Annotated in this window: 16 protein-coding genes; 13 read left to right on the forward strand and 3 right to left on the reverse strand. The window is 58.9% G+C overall.

Annotated features, from left to right (window positions below; translation table 11 throughout):
• Positions 1 to 32 precede the first annotated feature (32 nt).
• A complete protein-coding gene (locus tag K787_RS0102910) occupies positions 33 to 455 on the reverse strand; it encodes an Mpo1 family 2-hydroxy fatty acid dioxygenase (RefSeq protein WP_022961289.1) in 423 nt (140 codons plus the stop codon).
• Between the two features lie 143 nt (positions 456 to 598).
• Between K787_RS0102910 and K787_RS0102915 the strand changes: the two genes are divergently transcribed.
• The 5 genes from K787_RS0102915 to K787_RS21985 are packed head-to-tail and all read left to right on the forward strand — an operon-like array spanning position 599 to position 4612.
• The gene (locus K787_RS0102915) at positions 599 to 1399 is read left to right on the forward strand and encodes a hydroxymethylpyrimidine/phosphomethylpyrimidine kinase (RefSeq protein ID WP_022961290.1); all 801 of its coding nucleotides are present in this window, start codon (positions 599 to 601) and stop codon (positions 1397 to 1399) included.
• Complete coding sequence (gene thiE, locus K787_RS0102920; protein WP_022961291.1) at positions 1396 to 2031, forward strand: thiamine phosphate synthase; 636 nt, start codon at positions 1396 to 1398, stop codon at positions 2029 to 2031. The genes K787_RS0102915 and thiE overlap by 4 nt, the downstream gene beginning before the upstream one ends.
• A 12-nt stretch (positions 2032 to 2043) precedes the next feature.
• Positions 2044 to 3324, forward strand: a complete 1281-nt coding sequence (gene hemL / locus K787_RS0102925) for a glutamate-1-semialdehyde 2,1-aminomutase (RefSeq protein WP_022961292.1) — start codon at positions 2044 to 2046, stop codon at positions 3322 to 3324.
• Complete coding sequence (locus K787_RS24215; protein WP_022961293.1) at positions 3321 to 3989, forward strand: hypothetical protein; 669 nt, start codon at positions 3321 to 3323, stop codon at positions 3987 to 3989. The genes hemL and K787_RS24215 overlap by 4 nt, the downstream gene beginning before the upstream one ends.
• Positions 3986 to 4612, forward strand: a complete 627-nt coding sequence (locus K787_RS21985) for a tetratricopeptide repeat protein (RefSeq protein ID WP_022961294.1) — start codon at positions 3986 to 3988, stop codon at positions 4610 to 4612. Before K787_RS24215 ends, K787_RS21985 begins: the two co-directional genes overlap by 4 nt.
• A gap of 47 nt (positions 4613 to 4659) precedes the next feature.
• Here K787_RS21985 and K787_RS0102940 read toward each other — a convergent pair whose 3' ends face one another.
• Positions 4660 to 4986 (reverse strand): DUF1820 family protein, encoded by a 327-nt coding sequence (locus K787_RS0102940; RefSeq protein WP_022961295.1) that lies wholly within the window; start codon positions 4984 to 4986, stop codon positions 4660 to 4662.
• A 138-nt stretch (positions 4987 to 5124) separates the two neighbouring features.
• On the opposite strand from K787_RS0102940, the gene miaB reads away from it, so the two are divergent.
• The 5 genes from miaB (at position 5125) to lnt (ending at position 10492) form a co-directional block, all read left to right on the forward strand.
• Positions 5125 to 6465, forward strand: coding sequence for a tRNA (N6-isopentenyl adenosine(37)-C2)-methylthiotransferase MiaB (gene miaB / locus K787_RS0102945; RefSeq protein WP_022961296.1), 1341 nt, complete (start codon positions 5125 to 5127; stop codon positions 6463 to 6465).
• A gap of 128 nt (positions 6466 to 6593) precedes the next feature.
• Complete coding sequence (locus K787_RS0102950) at positions 6594 to 7622, forward strand: PhoH family protein (protein WP_022961297.1); 1029 nt, start codon at positions 6594 to 6596, stop codon at positions 7620 to 7622.
• Complete coding sequence (gene ybeY, locus K787_RS0102955) at positions 7612 to 8109, forward strand: rRNA maturation RNase YbeY (protein WP_022961298.1); 498 nt, start codon at positions 7612 to 7614, stop codon at positions 8107 to 8109. Before K787_RS0102950 ends, ybeY begins: the two co-directional genes overlap by 11 nt.
• Entirely contained in the window at positions 8106 to 8945 is an 840-nt protein-coding gene (locus tag K787_RS0102960) for a CorC family transporter (RefSeq protein WP_022961299.1), read from the forward strand. Before ybeY ends, K787_RS0102960 begins: the two co-directional genes overlap by 4 nt.
• Positions 8946 to 8965: 20 nt before the next feature.
• Positions 8966 to 10492, forward strand: coding sequence for an apolipoprotein N-acyltransferase (lnt, locus tag K787_RS0102965; RefSeq protein ID WP_022961300.1), 1527 nt, complete (start codon positions 8966 to 8968; stop codon positions 10490 to 10492).
• Here the strand turns inward: lnt and K787_RS24985 are convergent.
• Positions 10427 to 10711: a hypothetical protein gene (locus K787_RS24985; protein ID WP_152486777.1), complete on the reverse strand. Its 285-nt coding sequence runs from the start codon at positions 10709 to 10711 to the stop codon at positions 10427 to 10429. The two genes, lnt and K787_RS24985, sit on opposite strands and share 66 nt — an antisense overlap.
• Before the next feature lie 307 nt (positions 10712 to 11018).
• Between K787_RS24985 and leuS the strand changes: the two genes are divergently transcribed.
• Genes leuS through holA form a run of 3 tightly spaced genes read left to right on the forward strand, consistent with a single transcriptional unit; the run spans position 11019 to position 15245 of the window.
• Complete coding sequence (leuS, locus tag K787_RS0102975) at positions 11019 to 13625, forward strand: leucine--tRNA ligase (RefSeq protein WP_022961302.1); 2607 nt, start codon at positions 11019 to 11021, stop codon at positions 13623 to 13625.
• A 19-nt stretch (positions 13626 to 13644) separates the two neighbouring features.
• Positions 13645 to 14202: an LPS-assembly lipoprotein LptE gene (locus K787_RS21990; RefSeq protein ID WP_022961303.1), complete on the forward strand. Its 558-nt coding sequence runs from the start codon at positions 13645 to 13647 to the stop codon at positions 14200 to 14202.
• Positions 14199 to 15245, forward strand: coding sequence for a DNA polymerase III subunit delta (gene holA, locus K787_RS0102985; RefSeq protein WP_028614532.1), 1047 nt, complete (start codon positions 14199 to 14201; stop codon positions 15243 to 15245). The genes K787_RS21990 and holA overlap by 4 nt, the downstream gene beginning before the upstream one ends.
• The last annotated feature ends 24 nt before the right edge of the window (positions 15246 to 15269 follow it).

The raw sequence follows: 15269 nt of genomic DNA on the forward strand, positions 1-15269 counted from the left end.
CTGGCTATCTATGCCTGCCTATGCAGCCAAGCCTAGTAGCGCATGCCGAGCAGGCGAAATACAAAACCGAGCAGCCAGATGGGGCCTATCAGCAAAAACTGCAGATCCTTGAAAAAGGAAGGCTTTTTCCCCTCCAGGTGATGACCGATAAACTGACCAACCCAGGCCAGAATGAAGATCGCCACGCAGGGAATCAAGACGTAGGTCATCATGCTCAATATCAACAGCATAATCAGACTCAGCACCAACATCGCGGCGGTGATACGCCAGGACAAAGTCGCATAGAACGCCAACGCCAGGGCGACGGCCAGAACCGACACCCAAGGATGAATGGCCCACAGGATACCCAACACGCTAAACGTGATCAGCGGCACACAGATCCAATGCAGCAATTTGTTGGTCGGGTTGCGATGGCTTTCACCGTACTCATCGAACCATTGATCGATCGCTTTCATGCCTGACACCTCTGGTATTGTCTTTTTAGAAAAATCGTTTTTAACCAACAGACAGTATCCTCCGCCCTTTACGGCTATGCCATAGCTTTGAAAGCCAGACGAGTCCCCTGCCGGTGCGCAGCGCTTAATGTTAAGCTTAGCGCATGAAAACACTACTTCCTTTTCGTCCCGTTGTACTCTGCCTCTCGGGGCACGACCCGAGCGGCGGGGCTGGCCTGCAGGCCGATATAGAAGCGTTGATTGCCCAGGGTTGCCACGCGGCCCCGACGGTTACCGCGCTGACCGTGCAAAACACCGTGGATGTCAGCGATTTCAGGGTACTGGACCGCGACTGGGTGATGGCCCAGGCCAACGCCGTGTTAACCGATATGCCGGTCTCAGCCGTCAAGCTCGGCATGCTCGGCAATCTGGCGATGGTTGATACCGTTGTCGAGCTGATGCAAGCACACCCCGAGCTGCCATTGATTTGCGACCCGGTGTTACGGGCTGGCGGTGGTGGCTCGCTGGGCAAGGATGACGTGGCCTTCGCCATGCGTGAGAAACTGCTGCCCCTGGCACTGATTGCCACACCCAACCTGCCCGAGGCGCGTCTGCTGGCCGAGCTGCCTGACGGCAGTGCCGACGAGTGTGCGGCCAAACTATTACCCTATTGCCGCAACGTGCTGATTACCGGCGGCCACGGCGAAGAACGCGAGATTCACAACCGGCTATATTGCCGCAGCGGTGAGGAACACACCTTTATCTGCCAGCGCCTGCCTGGCAGTTACCACGGCTCCGGCTGTACCCTGGCCAGCGCGCTGGCCGGCCGGTTGGCGCTCGGGGAAGAACTGGTCAGTGCAGTGAAATCCGCGCTGGATTACACTTGGCGCACCCTGCGCGATGCCGAGCAACCCGGGCTCGGCCAGTATGTACCCAGACGCCTGCCTTTGGATTTTTGCTCTTGAGCGCCCTGCCGCGCGGCTTGTACGCGATCACCGACAGCCAGCTGTTGGCCGGTGATCGCCTGCTGCCCTGGGTCGATGCGGCACTGGCAGGTGGAGCACGCCTGCTGCAGTACCGTGACAAGTCTGCCGACCCGGGGCGCCGCCGAGATGAAGCCCTGCAATTGAAATCCATTTGTGATTATTACGCGGCGCAGCTAGTCATCAATGACGACTTGGCCCTCGCTAGCGAACTGCATGCCGGCCTGCATTTAGGCCGTGATGACGGCAGCCTGCGCGAGGCTCGCCAGCAACTGGGCGAACAGGCGATTATCGGCGCTACCTGCCACGCCAGCCTGGCGTTTGCCAGCGAGGCGCAAGAGGCGGGCGCCAGCTATATTGCCTTCGGCCGCTTCTTCCAGTCGGTGACCAAACCCGGCACACCGGCCGCAACGCCGCTGTTGCTAGAGCAGGCCAGCAAGCAATTCAACTTACCGATTGTCGCCATCGGTGGCGTCACCCTGCACAACGCACCGCAACTGATCAGCTCCGGCGCCAGCCTGCTAGCCGTAGTCAATGGTCTGTTTGCCGCGCCCTCGCCTGCCGAAGTCGAACGACGCGCGCGCGGCTTCAGCGAATTGTTCCAAATCCTTTGAGAGAATGCCTTTATGTCCCGCTCTGAAATGCTCTTTGCCAATGCTCAAAAACACATCCCAGGCGGCGTCAATTCGCCGGTTCGCGCGTTCCGCAGCGTGGGCGGCACTCCGCTGTTTTTCAAGCATGCCGAAGGCGCCTACGTGACCGATGAAGACGACAATCGCTATGTCGATTACGTCGGTTCCTGGGGTCCGATGATTCTCGGCCACAGCCATCCGGCCGTTCTCGACGCGGTGCGCAATCAACTACAGCACGGCCTGTCCTATGGCGCTCCAACGTCAATGGAAACCGACATGGCGGATCTGGTCTGCGAGCTAGTACCCTCCATGCAAATGGTGCGCATGACCAGCTCCGGCACCGAAGCGACCATGAGTGCGATTCGCCTGGCGCGCGGCTACACCGGTCGGGACAACATCATCAAATTCGAGGGCTGTTACCACGGGCATTCCGATAGTTTGCTGGTCAAGGCCGGTTCAGGCGCACTGACCCAGGGAGTACCCAGTTCAGCCGGCGTACCGGCCGACTTCGCCAAACACACCCTGACCCTGCCATTCAACGATATTGACGCGGTAAAAGAGCTGCTGGCTAAGGCCGGCAAGGATGTAGCCTGCATCATCGTCGAACCCGTGGCCGGCAACATGAACTGCGTGCCGCCGGCGCCGGGATTTCTCCAGGGGCTGCGCGAGCTGTGCGACGAGCACGGCGTAGTGCTTATTTTCGACGAGGTCATGACCGGCTTCCGGGTGGCCTTGGGCGGCGCGCAGGCTTACTACGGCGTGACCCCTGACTTGACTACCTTCGGCAAGATCATTGGTGGCGGCATGCCAGTGGGCTGCTTCGGTGGCAAACGCGAGATCATGCAAGTCATCGCCCCGCTCGGCCCGGTTTATCAGGCGGGCACCCTGTCAGGCAATCCGCTGGCTATGGCCGCAGGCCTGACCACGCTGAAACTGATCAGCCGCCCCGGCTTCCATGACGAACTGACCGACTACACCAGCCGCTTGCTGGCCGGCTTGCAGGAGCGCGCCGACGCGGCCAGTGTGCCCTTTGTCACCACCCAGGCAGGCGGCATGTTCGGTCTGTATTTTTCCGGTGCCGATGACATCGTCACCTTCGACGACGTGATGGCCAGTGACGTAGAACGCTTCAAAGGTTTTTTCCATGGCATGCTGAATAACGGCGTGTATCTAGCTCCGAGCGCCTTTGAAGCCGGGTTCACTTCGATCGCGCATGGCGAAGCAGAGCTAAAACTGACGCTGAACGCGGCGGAAAAAGCGTTCTCCGCGCTATGACCGCCCTGAGCTACCTGCTGCTCAGCGTCGCTGCCGCAGGCCTGTGTTACTGGCTTTGGCAGCGCAAACCGCGGCTGCATGCCGAAGCCCAGGGCGCGCTCAAAGCCAGCCTGGTGGCACTGCTACTGACCGCCAGCAGCGCGCTGTTACTCGGCCTGGCCAATTGGGGAGCAAGCCATGCCAGCGTTGAGCACGCCCAGCGGATCATGGGGCTGGCCGCGCAACATATGAGCCTGCCCCTACTTGGCCTGGCTTGCCTGCTGTTGGGCCGGGGGCTGCGCTGGAAGCCAGTAATCTGGAGCCAGATCATTCTCGGCCTGCTGGCCTTCTATGAGCTGTCACGTTATCTGGAATGGCAGGCCGGCTATCAATGGCTGGTGAACCTGATCGGTGCCGCATGCCTGGCCCTGATCGCATTCCTTTATCGGCGCCAGGACTTGCGCGTCAGCGTACTGTGTCTGATAGGGTTGGTCAGCCTGCTAACCCCGGCACTGATCAACAGTACGTTACCCTTGGCCAGCCTGCTCAACAGCAGCCTGCAAGCCAGTTGGCTGTTACCCGGTTTTGTCGCCTGCGCGCTGGCAGTTGGCCTGCTGGCAGAACAGGCGCACAATAGCCAAACTGACAGCCATCGTAGCGGACCCAAGGCCGCCTCAGACTCATGAATATTCGACTGCCTAGCCGTATAACCCGTTATTGCCTGCTGGCGACACTGCTCTGCCCTGCACTGGTTAGCGCCCAAACCGGTAGCAACCCGTTGTTGGTCAGTACGGAAGAACGTTGCGCCATTAATAGGGTAGACGATGAAAGCCTCGCACTGGCGATCGAAGCCTGTGAAGCCGCGGCCACCAGCGGGGATCTGCAAGCGCAGTTCGAGATGGGCGAGCTGTATTACCGCGGCGAACGAGTGGAGAAGGACGTCGAACAGGCGTTGAACTGGTTTGAGCAAGCATCCGTTCAAGGCCATCCCGCAGCGCAGTATCAGTTGGGCTTGATGCACTACCAGGGCGAGGGCGTTACACGCAATTTGCCTCAAGCCTATATCATCCTCAAGATGGCCGCGGTCAACGGCAAGGATGAAGCAATGGATGCCAGCGATCAGGTCGCGCTGCAGATGAATGCCGATGAGCTGGATGTCGCTACCCAGGTACTGGGCACCTTGTTTCGCAATTATCTGGCGCAAATTCGGGAGGAACAACTAAAAGGCACGCCTGCCCTGTCGCCGAACAATGAACCGCGAGACCCGCAACTGGACTCCACCTTCGGGCCGGTCCAGTCGCTCGACTGAACAGGCTAGCCCCAGATCACGCTAGTCATTTTCAGCCCGGCTAGTCTTCAGCTCGGCTGCGGCGGCATCGGAAAATTCATCACGTTACCGCCGCCCTTGGCCTCGCTGATCTTCGCTTGGCCGATCCGCTCGACTTCATCAATCCGCACGATCGACTGCAACGGAATGAAGCTGCGCTCTACCCCTTCAAACTGGGTTTTGAGCTTTTCCTCGGCGGGATCGACAAGAACCTGCGAGCGCTCGCCAAACAATAGCTCCTCTATTTCCAGAAAGCCCCAGAGATCACTCTGGAAGATATGCCGAGCATAGAGCTCGTATACCTGACCCTGGTTGAGGAAAATAACGCGGAAAATAGGCTGCTTGTCTTTGCTCATCGTGGAACCATCAAACCTGTATCTTGGGCGAGCCGAACAGGCAGGTTCGGCGGTCGCGGATGATAGCACAGCACGGGACACGCGCTGCCCCATCCGTGTATAATTCCGCTTTTCACAAGGTTACGCTTAGCACATCCCATGGCCAAGAAACTCTTTATTCAGACCCACGGTTGCCAGATGAACGAGTATGACAGCTCGCGTATGGCTGACCTGCTCGGCGAAAATCAGGCAATGGAGCTGACCGACCGCCCCGACGAGGCGGACGTTATTCTGCTCAACACCTGCTCAATTCGTGAAAAGGCCCAGGAAAAGGTCTTCTCCGAGCTGGGTCGCTGGCGGCCGCTGAAAGACAAGAACCCCGATCTTATTATTGGCGTGGGCGGGTGTGTGGCCAGCCAGGAAGGCGCCGCCATCCGCGACCGCGCACCTTACGTGGATGTGGTGTTTGGCCCGCAGACCCTGCATCGCTTGCCGGAAATGATCAACGCCGCACGCACCACGAATAAACCCCAAGTCGACGTATCATTCCCGGAAATCGAGAAATTTGACCGCTTACCTGAGCCGCGAGTTGATGGCCCTACCGCGTTTGTATCGATCATGGAAGGCTGCAGCAAGTACTGCAGCTTCTGCGTGGTGCCTTACACCCGCGGTGAAGAGGTCAGTCGCCCATTCGATGATGTACTGGCTGAATGCATTCATCTGGCTGAAAATGGCGTGCGTGAAGTGACTCTGTTAGGTCAGAACGTCAACGGCTATCGTGGCCAGACCCACGATGGCCAGGTTGCCGATCTGGCTGACCTGATCCGCGTGATTGCCGAGATCGACGGCATTGACCGCATCCGCTACACCACATCGCACCCGCTGGAGTTCTCCGACAGCCTGATTCTGGCCCATGCCGAAGTCCCCGAACTGGTCAAATACCTGCACCTGCCGGTGCAGTCGGGCTCGGACCGCGTCCTGGCCGGCATGAAGCGCAATCACACGGCATTGGAATACAAATCGCGCGTACGCAAACTGCGCGCTGCCGTGCCGGATATGATTCTCAGCTCGGACTTCATCATCGGCTTCCCGGGTGAAACCGATAAGGATTTTGAGCAGACCATGAAGCTGGTAGAAGATGTAGGCTTTGATTTCTCCTACTCGTTTATCTACAGCGCACGGCCTGGCACCCCAGCCTCCGACCTGGCAGACAACACGCCCACCGAGGTCAAGAAACAACGCCTGCAGATCCTTCAGGCCCGTTTGAACCAGCAAGGTTTCGACAATAGCCGACGCATGGTGGGGACCACGCAGCGAATTCTGGTTACCGATTATTCGAAAAAGGACCCCGGCATGCTTCAGGGTCGTACCGAGCATAATCGCATTGTCAATTTCCGTTGCGACAACCCGCGGTTGATTGGGCAATTCGTCGATGTGCTGGTCGATGAAGCACTCCCCCATTCCTTGCGTGGCAGCCTGTTAGCGGACACTGTTCACTAAGCGATGCAGCACAAGCTTTCGCACGGCCGTCTGGCCGTGCATTTCAACTCATCTGCCTTCTTTGCATCGCGCGCTTTGCGCGCTATGCTGTTATTTCCTGAATGCCACGAGGCGACTGACAGATCACTTTGAACGCTCCCCTGCACATACATCGTTTTACTATCGAACCCGTTGATTCCCGCCGCTTTGCCAGCCTCTGCGGCCAGTTTGACGAACACTTGCTACTGATCGAACAGCGGCTGGGCATTGAAGTGCGCAACCGGGGTAACCAGTTCGAATTGATTGGTGATGCCGAACTAACCCGCTCCGCCGAAGCGGTGTTGCGTCAGCTGTACCGTGAGACCCGCGATAATGGTGAGCTGACGCCCGATACCGTACATCTGTTTTTGCAGGAATCGGGACTGGAAAACCTCAGCGCCGCGCTGCACCAGGAAGGCACCGGCAAGCCGGTCATACTGCGCACTCGGCGCTTGACCATTCAGCCGCGCGGGCCTAACCAGCAAAGTTATGTGCGCTCAATTCAAGAGCACGATATCAATTTCGGTATCGGCCCTGCCGGTACGGGCAAAACCTATCTGGCGGTAGCCTGCGCGGTAGACGCCCTGGAACGCGAGCAGATCCGCCGTATCCTGCTGGTACGCCCGGCAGTTGAAGCCGGCGAGAAACTCGGCTTTCTACCCGGCGACCTGTCACAGAAAATCGACCCCTATCTGCGCCCACTGTATGACGCACTCTATGAAATGCTCGGCTTCGAAAACGTCGCCAAACTGATCGAGCGTCAGGTGATCGAAGTTGCGCCGCTGGCCTATATGCGCGGCCGCACGCTGAACAACAGCTTTATCATTCTGGATGAAAGCCAGAACACCACACTGGAACAGATGAAGATGTTCCTGACCCGTATCGGCTTTGGCTCCACCGCGGTGATTACCGGCGACGTGACCCAGGTCGATCTGCCGCGCGGCACCAAGTCCGGCCTGGCCCACGTGGTCGAGGTGCTGAAAGACGTCAAGGGTATCGGCTTTACCCACTTCAAATCCAAGGACGTGGTACGCCACCCCTTGGTGCAGCGCATTGTCGAGGCCTATGACATGTTCGAGCTGCGCCAGGAAGGTCAGCGTCAGGAAAGCCAGCGCCGGGAAAACAAGAATGAATCCTGACACCGGCATCGAACTGGATTTGCAGCAAGCCAGCAGCGCCTCCAATCTGCCTGACGAAGAGAGCTTCAGGCGTTGGGCCGGGTTGGCCCTGCAGGACAAACCCGGCCATGAACTGACTATCCGCGTGGTCGATGAGGCCGAAAGCCAAAGCCTTAATCAGCAATATCGTGGCAAGGATTACCCTACCAACGTCCTCTCCTTCCCGGCCGACCTGCCGCCCGAGCTGAATATTCCACTGCTGGGCGACCTAGTAATTTGCGCCCAAGTGGTCGCGCGCGAAGCACAAGAACAGCACAAAGCCCTTCAAGCCCATTGGGCGCATATGGTCATTCATGGCTGTCTGCATCTGATTGGCTACGATCATATCGAAGACACCGAAGCCGAGCAGATGGAATCCCTGGAGCGTCAGTTACTGGCGCAACTGGGGATCGCCGACCCCTACGCTGCCGATTTCATTCCAGCAAGCAACGAGTATAAGGAACCATGAGCGAAGATCGATCGACCAACGGACACAAGACCTGGCTGGACAAACTGGTCCAGGCTTTTGTCCACGAACCCAAGAACCGCCAGGAACTGCTGGAGCTGCTGCGCGAAGCGCACGCCAATGAAGTCCTGGATATCGAAGCGTTGTCGATCATCGAAGGAGCACTGCAGGTCTCAGACATGCAGGTACGGGACATCATGATCCCGCGTTCGCAGATGATCACTATCAAGTCCAGCCAGTCACCCCGCGAGTTCCTCCCGGACGTGATTGAAGCTGCGCACTCGCGCTTTCCGGTCATCGGTGACAGTGTCGACGATGTGCTCGGGGTTCTGCTGGCCAAGGATCTGCTACCCTTGCTGCTGGAGGACAATACCGAGCGCTTCAATATCAAGGATATCCTCCGCCCGGCCACCTGCGTGCCCGAATCCAAGCGGCTGAATGTGCTGCTCAAGGAGTTCCGCGCCACGCGTAACCATATGGCGATTGTCATCGATGAATATGGTGGAGTATCCGGCTTGGTCACCATTGAAGACGTACTCGAGCAGATCGTTGGCGACATCGAGGATGAGCATGACGTCGATGAAGACAGCCACATCAAGCCATTGCCCAGCGGCGATTTCCTGGTCAAAGGTCTGACGCCGATCGAGGACTTCAACGAACATTTCGATACCGAGTTCTCCGATGAGGAGTTCGATACCGTCGGCGGACTGGTCATGAACGCCTTCGGTCACCTGCCCAAGCGCAATGAGGTGGCTGAACTGGAAGGCTTCCGGGTGCGCGTGCTGAACGCCGACAGCCGCCGCGTGCACCTGCTCAGGGTTACCCTGGCCAAACCCTGAGGAAGCGTTATAACGTGTTGATGCAATGGATTGACCGGCTCCGTGGCCCGGGCTGGATGGGTAACCTGTTGGCGATAGTTGCCGGCGGGTTGACGACCCTGGCGCTTGCGCCGTTTGACCTGTGGCCGCTAGGCCTGGCGTCCATCGCCCTGCTGTATCAGGTATTACAGCCACTAACGCCGCGTCAGGCAGCCCTGCGGGGCTGGTGTTGGGGCTTGGGGTTATTCGCCAGTGGCGTCTCCTGGGTCTATATCAGCATTCATGTACATGGTTATGCCTCTCCCGTACTGGCTGGCCTGCTGACCGGATTGTTCGTCGCCGGATTGGCTTTGGTCATCGCATTGACCGCCTGGCTTTGGGCTGGCTGGTTACGGCCGATCAAGGCTGGCTGGTGGTCATGTATCGGCTTTGCCTGCCTCTGGGTCGCCCAGGAAATCTTTCGCGGCTGGTTTCTGACCGGCTTTCCCTGGCTGTACCAGGGCTATATGCATACCGACACCTGGTTGAGCGGCTTTGCACCTGTCGGCGGCGTCTGGTTACTGAGTCTACTGACGGTGCTTACTGCCTGCCTGCTAGCCGAACCCGCAGTGTGGAAACGCCTGCCCCAGGCAGCCTGCGCTAGCGCACTGCTGCTCGCCATCTGGCTGGGCGGCTTGGGACTGCGGCATATCGAATGGACACAGCCAGCGGGCGATCCGCTGTCTGTCGCGCTGATTCAGGCCGATATCCCCCAATCGCGCAAATGGGATCCCGATCATATTCAACACACCTTGAGCCTCTACCGGGATATGAGTTATGCCCAGGGCCCAGTGGATCTGATCGTCTGGCCGGAAACCGCCATCCCGGTGCTACAAACCCAGGCCCAGGGATTTGCCGACGCCATGGCGGCCAACTTTGCCGAACAGGGTACGACCTTGATTACCGGCATACCGGTAGACAATTACGACACCGGCGAACTGCGTATTTATAACGGCATCATGGTGGCTGGCAGCGCCGGCAACCACTACCTGAAAAACAAACTGGTACCCTTTGGCGAGTACGTACCTATGGAGCAGGTCCTACGCGGCCTGATCGCCTTCTTTGACCTGCCAATGTCGAGTTTTTCACGTGGCCCGGCGGTGCAGGCGCCGCTGGAAGCAGCAGGCTACCAACTGGCACCTTTCATCTGTTATGAAGCCGTTTACCCCGACTTCGCCGCCAGGCTGGCAGCCAAGAGTGAATTACTGATCACTATCAGTAACGACAGCTGGTTTGGCGAATCGATAGGCCCGCTCCAGCATCTACAGATGGCCCGTATGCGGGCCATGGAAAGCGGCCGCTGGATGATTCGCGGCACCAATAATGGCGTCACTGCATTGATTGATCATCAGGGCCGGATCACCGCCAGCATTCCCCAGTTCGAGCAACTGGCACTCAATGGCTGGGTGCAGCCGCGAGAAGGCCTTGGTCCTTACCTGCGCTGGCGCAGCTGGCCACTGAGTCTAGCGGTGCTGGTGGTGTTGCTGGCATGTGTCATACGCCGTCGGCGTTATCGACAGCCGACCTGAGGTAGCGGAGACCTGTATTTCTTCGATAATCCGCCATAGCAACTGCTGATCCTCGGCACTTAGCCCGCTGAGCTCCAACTCGGTGACCGGCGGCGCCCGACCGGCCATCCACTCACGAGTGCGGGCCATATCCATGGCCTGGTCGAGGCGGCGCAATAGCCGCCCATAGGAAGAGTCACGAGGCCAGTCGCTGAGTGGTGCGGGCGAACTGCCTTTCATCTAGCCAACCTCCTTCACTTATGGCTGCGGCCCGAATGGCCCCAGCCGTTACTCTGAGCATAGCTGCCAACGCTGAGCACGCAGCGTCCGGCGACGAATGGTGGCGGCCGGCAAGAGAGGCATCCTTGGGCTACCTGCAATCTGCCCGGTGGTGTATCCTGCGCTATTGATTTGCAAAGACATCCTGCTGCTGCGCACCGCAGCGCCGAGCACGCTGGCGGCCCAGCGGCTGGCGACCCAGCGGCGCACTGCGCCGGATCGATGTTTGCGCAACTAACCAGCCAAACGAGCTCAGATAGCCCATACCATGCAAGAACAGTATTCCCCCCGCGATATCGAACGCAGCGCCCAGACCGAATGGGACAAAAGCGACGCCTTCAAGGTGACTGAAACCCCTGATCGCGAAACCTTCTACTGCCTGTCCATGTTTCCCTACCCCAGCGGCAAGCTGCACATGGGCCACGTGCGCAACTATACGATTGGCGATGTGATTGCCCGCTATCAGCGCATGCAGGGCAAGAATGTGCTGCAGCCCATGGGCTGGGACGCCTTCGGCATGCCAGCAGAAAACGCGGCGATGAAGAACAAGGTCGCGCCGGCCAAGTGGACCTACGACAATATCGACTACATGCGCACCCAGCTGAAAAGCCTGGGCCTGGCAATGGACTGGTCGCGGGAGTTTGCCACTTGTACGCCTGAGTACTATCGCTGGGAACAATGGCTGTTCACCAAGCTGTTTGAGCAGGGCGTGATCTACCGCAAGAACGGTACGGTCAATTGGGATCCGGTCGACCAGACCGTACTCGCCAACGAACAGGTTATCGACGGCAAGGGCTGGCGTTCCGGCGCCGTAATCGAGAAGCGCGAAATCCCGATGTACTACTTCCGCATCACCGATTACGCGGAAGAGTTATTGAGCTCGCTGGACGAGCTGACCGGCTGGCCGGAACAGGTCAAGACCATGCAGCGCAACTGGATCGGCAAGTCGGTCGGCATGGAAGTGCATTTTCCCTATGACCAGGCGAGCATCGGCGAAAGCGGAAAACTGAAGGTGTTTACCACCCGGCCGGACACCCTGATGGGCGTAACTTATATGGCCGTGGCCGCCGAGCACCCGCTGGCGACCATTGCCGCGCAGGATGATCCGGCGCTGCAGGCGTTTATCGACGAATGCAAACGCGGCGGCGTGGCTGAGGCCGATATCGCCACGCAGGAAAAGAAGGGCCGCCCCACGCGTCTGCTGGTAACCCATCCGCTAACCGGCGAAAAGCTGCCGGTGTGGGTCGCCAACTATGTATTGATGACCTACGGCGAAGGCGCGGTCATGGCCGTACCCGCCCATGATGAACGCGATTTCCACTTTGCCAGCCAGTACGATCTGCCGATCAAGCCAGTGGTACGTACCTCAGCAGGCGACGAAACACCCGCGCCCTGGCAGGATGCCTACGGTGAAAAGGGCACGCTGATCAACTCGGAAGAACTGAACGGCCTGGATTATGCCAGTGCGCTGACCACTATTGGCGAGGTATTGCAGCAGAAAGACCTGGGCGCCCCGCGCACCCAGTTCCGCCTGCGCGATTGGGGTATTAGCCGCCAACGCTACTGGGGTTGCCCGATTCCGATCATTCACTGTGACAACTGCGGTGATGTACCGGTGCCGGAAGATCAGTTGCCGGTGGCGTTGCCTGAAGATGTAGTACCCGATGGTGCCGGCAGCCCGCTGGCGAGAATGCCGGAGTTCTACCAGTGCATCTGCCCCACCTGTGGCAGCCAGGCCAAGCGCGAAACCGATACCATGGATACCTTCGTCGAAAGCTCCTGGTATTTCGCCCGTTATGCCTCGCCGCACTACGAGCAGGGTATGGTTGATCCGAAAGCAGCCAATCATTGGCTGCCAGTGGATCAGTATATCGGTGGCATCGAACACGCGATTCTGCACCTGCTCTACGCGCGCTTCTTTCACAAACTGATGCGCGATCAGGGTTTGCTTGATTCAAACGAACCGTTCAAGAATCTGCTGACCCAAGGCATGGTCATAGCCGAGACCTACTTCCGCCTGGAAGCTAACGGCAGCAAGACCTGGTTCAACCCCGCCGACGTTGAGGTCAAGCGCGACGGCAAGGGCAAGATTATCGCCGCACACCTGGCCAGTGATGGTCAACCGGTGGAGATTGGCGGCATCGAGAAGATGTCCAAGTCGAAGAACAACGGTGTAGACCCACAGTCGATGATCGACCAGTACGGTGCCGACACCTGCCGGCTGTTCATGATGTTTGCCTCGCCACCGGATATGAGCCTGGAATGGTCAGACACTGGCGTGGAAGGTGCCCACCGCTTCTTGCGTCGGGTCTGGCGTCTGGCCCATCAGCATAGCGCAGCTGGCACGACCAGCAAGCTGGTGATCGGCACACTCAGCGATGAGCAGAAAGCTGTACGCCGCTCCATTCACCTGGCCATTCGCCAAGCCAGCCAGGACATTGGCCAGCATCACAAATTCAACACCGCCATTGCCGCGGTAATGACGCTGATGAATGTGCTGGAAAAAGTGCCACAGAACAGTAATCAGGACCGCGCCCTGTTGCAGGAAGGGCTGGAAAGCGTCTGCCTGCTGCTGGCGCCCATCACCCCGCACATCAGCCACGCGCTATGGCAGGCGCTCGGCCATGCCGATCTGGCAATTGATGCACCCTGGCCGGTCCTGGATGAATCCGCGCTGGTGCAAGACACGCTGCAGCTGGTCATTCAGGTTAACGGTAAACTGCGCGGGCATATCGAGGTCGCCGCAAACGCCAGCCGTGATGACATTGAAGCCGCCGCACGCGACAACGAAAACGTAATACGTTTTACCGAAGGCCTGAGTATCCGCAAGGTGATCGTGGTCCCCGGCAAGCTGGTCAATATTGTCGCCAATTGATATGCAATGGAGAGCCAAGATGTTACTGAATCGTCCTCATCAGCTAGTCGGCTGCGCTGTACTCGGGCTTAGCCTGCTATTGGCCGGCTGCGGCTTCCAATTGCGCGGCATGGGTACCGATATGGTCAACCTGCAAGAGCTGCGGATCGAGTCCCGCGATAACTACAGCGAGTTGCATCAGGGCGTAGCGCAGGCACTGGAAGACAACGGCGTACGTATTACCGCCAGCGCCCCCTTCCGGCTACAACTGCTGAGCGAGCAGCGTGAGCGCGTTGCAGTGAGTTACACCAGCCGCTCGGCGCCAGCGGAATACGAACTGACCAATAATCTGAGGTTTCAGATCAGCGATACTCAGGGCCGTGCCCTGGTCGGGCCCGAAACACTGACGGCGCGGCGTATTTTTGTCAGCGATCGAGACAACATTACCGGTAGCAACGAAGAGGAAGCGCTGCTTCAGGTGGAAATACGTCGCGACCTGATCAGGCAAATGCTGTTCCGCCTGTCGAGCCTCAGCGAAAGCGAACTGGCCGCCCGTGCCCAGGCGCTTGATCAGCAGGCCAGCCCCAGCGCACCATGAAGCTCAACGCTGCGCAGCTGTCACGCCAGTTGCAGGATCAACTGGCGCCAGTCTATGTCGTCAGCGGTGACGATCCGCTGCTGACCGCTGAGGTGGCGGACCAGATCCGCGCTGCCTGTCGCCAGGCCGGTAGCGAGGAGCGTCAGGTTTATCATGTGGAGCGCAGCTTCGATTGGGCTCAGTTGCATGATGCCAGCCACAGCCTGTCGCTGTTTGCGCAAAAGCGCCTGATCGAGTTGCGCATCCCTGGCGGCAAGCCGGGCGATGAAGGTGGCAAGGCCATACTCGCCTGGCTCGACATGCCGCCCGAAGACACTACCCTGCTGATCAGTCTGCCCAAACTCGATGGCGCGAGCCAGCGCACCAAATGGGCGAAGGCGTTGACTGATCACCCGCAAAGCCGTTTTATCCAGATCTGGCCGATTGAAGCACAGCAGCTCCCCGGCTGGATGCGCGACCGCTTGGCCAGCGCGGGCCTGCATGCGAGCCCCGAGGCGCTGGACCTGCTGAGCGCCCGAGTAGAAGGCAATTTGCTCGCTGCAGCGCAAGAGATCGAAAAGCTCAAGCTGTATTGTCAAAATGGCCAACTGGATCTGCAGACAGTGCAGCAGGTCGTGGCCGATAGCGCGCGCTTCGATGTATTCAATCTGGTCGATGCGATGCTCAAGGCTCAGCCCGAGCAGGCGCTGCGTATACTGCAGGGGCTGCGCAGCGAAGGGGTCGAAGCGCCCATCGTACTCTGGTCGCTGGCCCGGGAAGTTCGCGCGCTGGCTAATATGGCGCAGGATATCCGCCGCAACATTCCCTTGGACCGCATTTTCGCCAGCCAGCGCCCACCCGTATGGGACAAGCGCAAACCGCTGCTGACCCAAGCGTTACAACGCCATCCCGTGCAGGCCTGGGAGCAGTGGTTACGGGATGCACAGATCATTGATGAGCAGATTAAAGGCCAGCATCCAGGCTCGGCCTGGGATGGTCTGGGGGCTATGGTGGTCGGTGTAGCCGGTCTAAGGCTAGCCCTGATGGCCGCACCCGCTAGCTAAGGCACGCCCAAGCGCGCTGAACAT

The organism is Halopseudomonas pelagia CL-AP6 (assembly GCF_000410875.1).
Taxonomy (GTDB): domain Bacteria; phylum Pseudomonadota; class Gammaproteobacteria; order Pseudomonadales; family Pseudomonadaceae; genus Halopseudomonas; species Halopseudomonas pelagia.